Annotated in this window: 6 protein-coding genes; 1 reads left to right on the top strand and 5 read right to left on the bottom strand. The window is 36.4% G+C overall.

What is annotated here, in order from left to right; translation table 11 throughout:
• Both SMIDD26_RS11345 and SMIDD26_RS12570 read right to left on the bottom strand, forming a co-directional pair.
• A partial coding sequence (locus SMIDD26_RS11345) for a response regulator (protein WP_134990136.1) occupies nt 1-343 on the bottom strand: 343 nt, incomplete at its 3' end.
• Nucleotides 324-1052, bottom strand: a complete 729-nt coding sequence (locus tag SMIDD26_RS12570) for a sensor histidine kinase (protein WP_246746861.1) — start codon at nt 1050-1052, stop codon at nt 324-326. The genes SMIDD26_RS11345 and SMIDD26_RS12570, both read right to left, overlap by 20 nt.
• Before the next feature lie 534 nt (nt 1053-1586).
• On the opposite strand from SMIDD26_RS12570, the gene SMIDD26_RS12565 reads away from it, so the two are divergent.
• Complete coding sequence (locus SMIDD26_RS12565; RefSeq protein WP_246746860.1) at nt 1587-1739, top strand: hypothetical protein; 153 nt, start codon at nt 1587-1589, stop codon at nt 1737-1739.
• Nucleotides 1740-1978: 239 nt separating this feature from the next.
• Here the strand turns inward: SMIDD26_RS12565 and SMIDD26_RS02425 are convergent, their stop codons facing one another.
• The 3 genes from SMIDD26_RS02425 to SMIDD26_RS11340 form a co-directional block, all read right to left on the bottom strand.
• Nucleotides 1979-3994, bottom strand: a complete 2016-nt coding sequence (locus SMIDD26_RS02425) for an FtsX-like permease family protein (protein WP_061438796.1) — start codon at nt 3992-3994, stop codon at nt 1979-1981.
• Nucleotides 3995-4006: 12 nt separating this feature from the next.
• A complete protein-coding gene (locus tag SMIDD26_RS02420) occupies nt 4007-4741 on the bottom strand; it encodes an ABC transporter ATP-binding protein (protein WP_061438795.1) in 735 nt (244 codons plus the stop codon).
• Nucleotides 4742-4871: 130 nt separating this feature from the next.
• Nucleotides 4872-4979, bottom strand: a complete 108-nt coding sequence (locus tag SMIDD26_RS11340; protein ID WP_004256158.1) for a QVPTGV class sortase B protein-sorting domain-containing protein — start codon at nt 4977-4979, stop codon at nt 4872-4874.
• Between the last annotated feature and the right edge of the window lie 658 nt (nt 4980-5637).

The following is a 5637-nucleotide window of genomic DNA, read 5'->3' as shown; positions in this document are numbered from 1 at the left end:
TTTTCACCAACTCATCTGGGTTCATGCTTTTATCCAGAAAGCCATAAGCCCCCATAACTTTAGCTCGGTGTTCATACATTTTTTTACTGTAACCTGTCAAAATCACAACCTTACTAGAACAACCATTGTCGATAATCTCTTGTGCCAAGGTCAGCCCATCAGCTTGATACAGACTCGTCAGGTTGATGTCAATCAAAATAATGTCGTAGTCATTAAAAGCAATCTCCGAAATAGTCGAAAAATTATCCACTAACTGGACCTTTTTAATGTTTTCCGATAACTCTAAAATCATCTTGATACTTTGGCTAAATAATTTATGATCATCAATTAACAAAATTTTCATAACACAACTCCTTATCAATCGGGAGAGTAATTTCTACACGAAATCTCTTATTATTTTCAAAAATCTGCATCTGACCACCTAAAACACTAATTTTATTAGACATATTTTTCAAGCCATAACCTAAGGATTTTTCTGTTTGAAGGCAGTCATTTTCAGAAATGATAAAAATAGTGTCATCATGCACATCAATCTTCAAAGAAATCCTTCCACCACTAGCGTACTTAACGGCATTGGTCGTCAGTTCCTCAACCAGACGATAGGCAATTTTATCGTAAGGAGATAAAAGCCTAAAGTGGGCAGGAAACTGTGTGACAACTTCATTTTCTGCGTGATAGCGCTTGACAATCCGATTAATCAGCCCTTGATACTGGATGTCTAACTGCTCGTCTGTTTCTACCATTGGCTGATAATAATCCATCCGCTCGCGAATCCGCTGAACCAACTCCTCTGTCACCAGATTGATCTGTTCACCAAAAGCTTGATTGCTACTATATTTATTGAAATTTTTTATTGCCATCACATTTTGCAGGATTTCATTGTGAAGAAATTCGGAGAACTGTTGTTCTGTGTCTTCATTTGCCAGCAGACTTTTCACCATACGATTACGCTTTAAAAAGAGAACTTTTACATAATCCCTAGCATCTAGCATATCAGCAGAACGAAAGAGGCGAATCAATTCTTCCGAACAAATCCCGAACAATAGTAACATGATATTCAATACCAAAAAGCTCGTGTTTAAGTCTAAATGAAAGATGATGAAAATGCCTACTAACAAAAACATAACCAGTAAAAACAAGCGTGAAAAAGCTTTTATATAGGACAACTTCAACTCTGATACCTTTTTCTGAAGAGAGTTAATAATTGTTTTGAGATGCAAAAAAGCAAGTATTCCAATAATCTCAAGATACCAGACTAGGTTCATCACTCCTGAGCCCCTCGTATTGATATACAAAAAGAAATAAGAAAGAGGCAATATCAAAGCTAATATCCACAAATTTCGTCTCTGATACTTGAGTTTACTTTTCAACTCTTTATGATATAAAATCAGTAAAATCAAGGGAACAAGGTTTAAGAAGAAAGACGCAAACAAGGACAGAAATAGAAAAATTGAAGGACTTAACAGATACGAACTAATGGTGATTAGTGTCAACACAAAGGACACACTCAACAGTTCTTCTCCTATTTTCTCTCCCAGAAAGATAATAGACAGAGAACTATACACCAATAAAAAAGAGTTGAGCGGATGAAGAATATCAAAAAAGTGCAACAGGGTGCTCGCAACTCCTTGGTTAAATATGGATTGCCAGCTAATGAGAAACATCATCAGGAGCAACCAAAGTTTCAACTCACTATACCGAAAGGTCACAATATTACAAATATAGCTAAATACAATTAAAGCAATAATCAGCAATAAAACCATCTGCAAGGAAAAATCTGTCGAAAAGTCCAGAGGAATCCTATAATAAATATAAATCATTAAAGCTAGATGATTCAAAATCGTCAACCACCACAATAAAAGTGAGTTTTTCGAGAGCGATTTGACAAACTGTTTCATATGTATCTACTTCCTGAACTACTTTAATATCATTATAACACAATACCAGAATTGTCGGATAGGCAACTATGGTATTTGACTTAATTTTCAATAATTTGCCAACTTACTCTGTAAGTCACTAGCAGGTAAAGGACAAATAGTAAGACCGCTACTCCCAGATAGGTGATATCTATAGAAATGCTGGTATTAGCGAAGTTCTCAAAATAGCCCAAAAGAGCTGTACTCAAGGCAAGTGCTAGCGGACCTGCGATAACCAACGGAACTAAGAAATAACTTAGTATCTGTTGCAAAAGAATAAAGCGATTTTGCTTTCTCTTGTTCCCAAGAAGGTATAAGATTTGATAATCATTGACACTATCCAAAGCGCTTGTAGAAGTTTGAAGTGACAAGATACTGAGGGAAATAATGATAAAAATAACACTGACAAAAATCATGACAAAGACAATGACGCCCATAAATCCAAGATAAATCTCAAAAATTCTTCCTTTCGTTTGATAGGTGAACGAATTCAACTCTGCTCCATCACGGGTGAAGTAGTATTTTTCTATCCACTGACTTAAGAATGTTTCTACTTTCCGTTTGTCGATATTTTCTTTGAAATTGGCAACATAGGTCGTGTGGTCTTCCGTCAATCCAACTACTACCTTATCTGGTACAATTAAGGTTCCTGTGTCATTTGTACCCACTGACGATAAAAAGTAAACTGTTTCAAGTGGCTTTGAAGAGACAAGTTTGAGAGAATGACCGTTAATCATGAGGGTTTTAGTCCTTGATAGAAAGTCCTGAATCTGCTTGGCAGTTCCTTTATAGTTAGCATTGACCAGAAATTGGTTATCTGCCAAGTCAACCTCTCTTTCACCTTGCAGTTTGCGGAGATAATTGTAGGCAGAAATTCCTAAAATCGGTACTTTTGATTCAGGAAGTTCCTTATCATGCGCCCAGAGATTGCTAGTATCAATCAAATCTTTATAGGTTAAATCACTAGAATAGATAGGATAGCTGTACTCTTCTTTGATGACATTAAAGTCAAAGCCATCTGCTTTCAATCTGTCTTTGACAGATTCCTGAGAAAATTGAAACTCTTTACCACGGTAGAGATTGACAGTTACATCATAAGGTGAGTATTTGTTCAGCTCTCGGTTCATAGTCGTATAGGCACTACCACTAAAAACGAGTAAGCTGAGAGCCAGTGTCAAGGTCAAGGATAAGACAGCCAACGTGACCGAATTACTATCAGCTTGTTTTGAAAATTGACGGATTTTAAAAGTGTTTAGTTTATTATAGTAGGTTTGAGGCAGTTTTCTAAGAGAGACCAAGATAAAATGGCTCAAGGTATTGTAAAACAAAATCACAAAAATCACGAAGACAGATACCAGCAAGATACCCCAACTTTTCAAGAGTGATAGATGGTGATAGTCTGAAAAATAGAGAGCACCAAAACCGATAACAGCTGTCGAAAGAATAAAGAGAAGTGCTTGAAGAACTGGCTTACCTTTTGCCAAGACAGATTTCTTGACCCCATTTTCTTGAATGAGTGCAATGATATTTTGCTTTCTAAAAGTGATAATGTCCATGACACCAACAATAAAACTGGTTACCAAATAGGAATAAACTAGTAAGATGACAGACTTACTATCAAAGAAAACCAGATTACCAAAGTAATTAGCCATGAAAAACTCAGATGCAATCTTAGCTAGAATGACCAGTAAGATCACTCCAAGAAAGAAACCTAGAATCAAGGAAAAGATATTGACCAGCATGGTTTCAAAGAACAGGGTACGGATAATCTGCTTCTTCTTCATTCCCAGCGTTGCATAAAGTCCCAGCTCTTTCTTGCGCCGTCCCAGGACAAAGTTTGTGGAGTAAACGATGAGAAAGGCAATCGCCGATAGAATCAGATAGGAAAGCAAGCCCATGTACTGACTCATCACCGTCGTCAACATTTCCTTTGCTCCTGATAAACTTTGCATCACTGGATGGCTTGGTAAAGCATTAAAAGCGTAGAGCAAGCTATAAATCAAGGTCAGACTGAAAAAATAGATGGTATAGGTCTGTAAATTTCGAAATACATTTCGTAAAATCAATTTTGGATACATACTCTCCCCCTCCTATCTGGTACGGCTGTAAATCTCTTGCAAATACTGTTCATTAGTTAAGCTGTTACGTTCCAAATCATCCATAATCTTTCCATCGCTAAGTAGCACCATCCGTGAGGAATACTTTGCTGCAGCAGGGTCATGCGTAACCAGTAAAATGGTAATACCAAAACTTTTATTGATTTCCTGCAAAAGTGCCATCAGTTTTTCAGAATTGGCAGAGTCCAAGGCTCCTGTCGGCTCATCTGCGATAATCAGTTTAGAATCATCAATCAAGGCTCTAGCAGTTGCCACTCGTTGTCGCTGACCACCTGATAACTGATTAGGAAACTTATCTTTTAAGTTTTGGATATCCAACTTATCCAAAATTTCCTCAATCTTATCCTGATGTTTTTTGATATTTTTCCCCTGAATTTGAAGAGGTAGAACGATATTTTCATAGACCGTCAAGGTTTCCACCAGGTTGTAGGCTTGGAAAATATAGGAAATGTTTTTAGCACGATAGTCAGCTAGTTCATTTTCCTTGGCATGGATAATGTCAAAATCTTCAAATCGAATCTCACCTGATGTTGGTTTATCAATCGTTGAAATACAGTTGAGAAGTGTTGTTTTTCCACTACCACTGGCACCCATAATTGCCAGAAATTCACCTTTTTCAACGGACAAGTTCACATCTAATAATGCATGAACGATATTATCCCCTTGACCAAATGTTTTCGTTAATCCTGTCACAATAAGCTGTTTCATCATTTCATTCCTCCGTTTCTTTATTACTCTCTCATTATACGGTTTCTTTCAAGGTTTTCCATGAGTATTTTGTGCAATATATTCAAGTTAAAAAAAACCGATGCCTTTTTCAGGTATCGGTCGATGTTGATTATTTGCGATCGTTTCTTTTTTTCATAAAGTAAACAATCCCTATGACAACAACTCCTAAGACCAGTACAGGTGCATAGAATTCTAGTGTTCCAATAATTCCTTCCATTTTATCCTCCTGTCAAAAAATAGAGAGTTTTATCCACAGCGCACGTTTGGCGAAATACATTCATAAGAATATGTAAATCACCAACCACAGCGCCCCTGTGCTGTTAATCTAACAGCCGTACCCTACTCAGCAGCAGATTTTCCATCCAATTCTTGGCTATTAATTTCCACAATCCAAAGAATCAATCTCAAAGTTGCCTTGTTCTATTTGTATTTCTCCCCGTAAATATAACACCAAATCAAAATGTTGTCAATATTTTGTAATAAAACACTAGAATTTTCCTTTTGTTTTATCTAACAACGAACATTATTTCTCGTACACTCATAGGAATAGGTGAAATACAATCCACAGAGACCTGCTACTGTCATTTTAAAAGCTGTATACCACTAGCTTCTGATTTCCCAGAAAGTTCTTGGTTTTCAACCTCAAAACTTAGAGAATCAATTTCTAAACGATTTGTATTTTTAGCCATAAGGTTGCCTCCTTCCTTCTTTTGGATGATCATCTTTACAATAACTAGTATAAACTCTAGTATTGGCTAAGTAATGAGTAAATCGTGCAAGTTTCTTATTTTCGAGAAAAATTTTTAATCTTATTTACTAAATGATTTAGAAGTTTCTTCTTAACTACTTTACAGAGACTCACATACTCCCCCTCG

The sequence above is a fragment of the Streptococcus mitis genome (genome assembly GCF_001579035.1).
Lineage (GTDB): Bacteria > Bacillota > Bacilli > Lactobacillales > Streptococcaceae > Streptococcus > Streptococcus mitis_J.
Note: the sequence above shows the minus strand (reverse complement) of the source record. Positions and strands in the feature narration are given on the sequence as shown.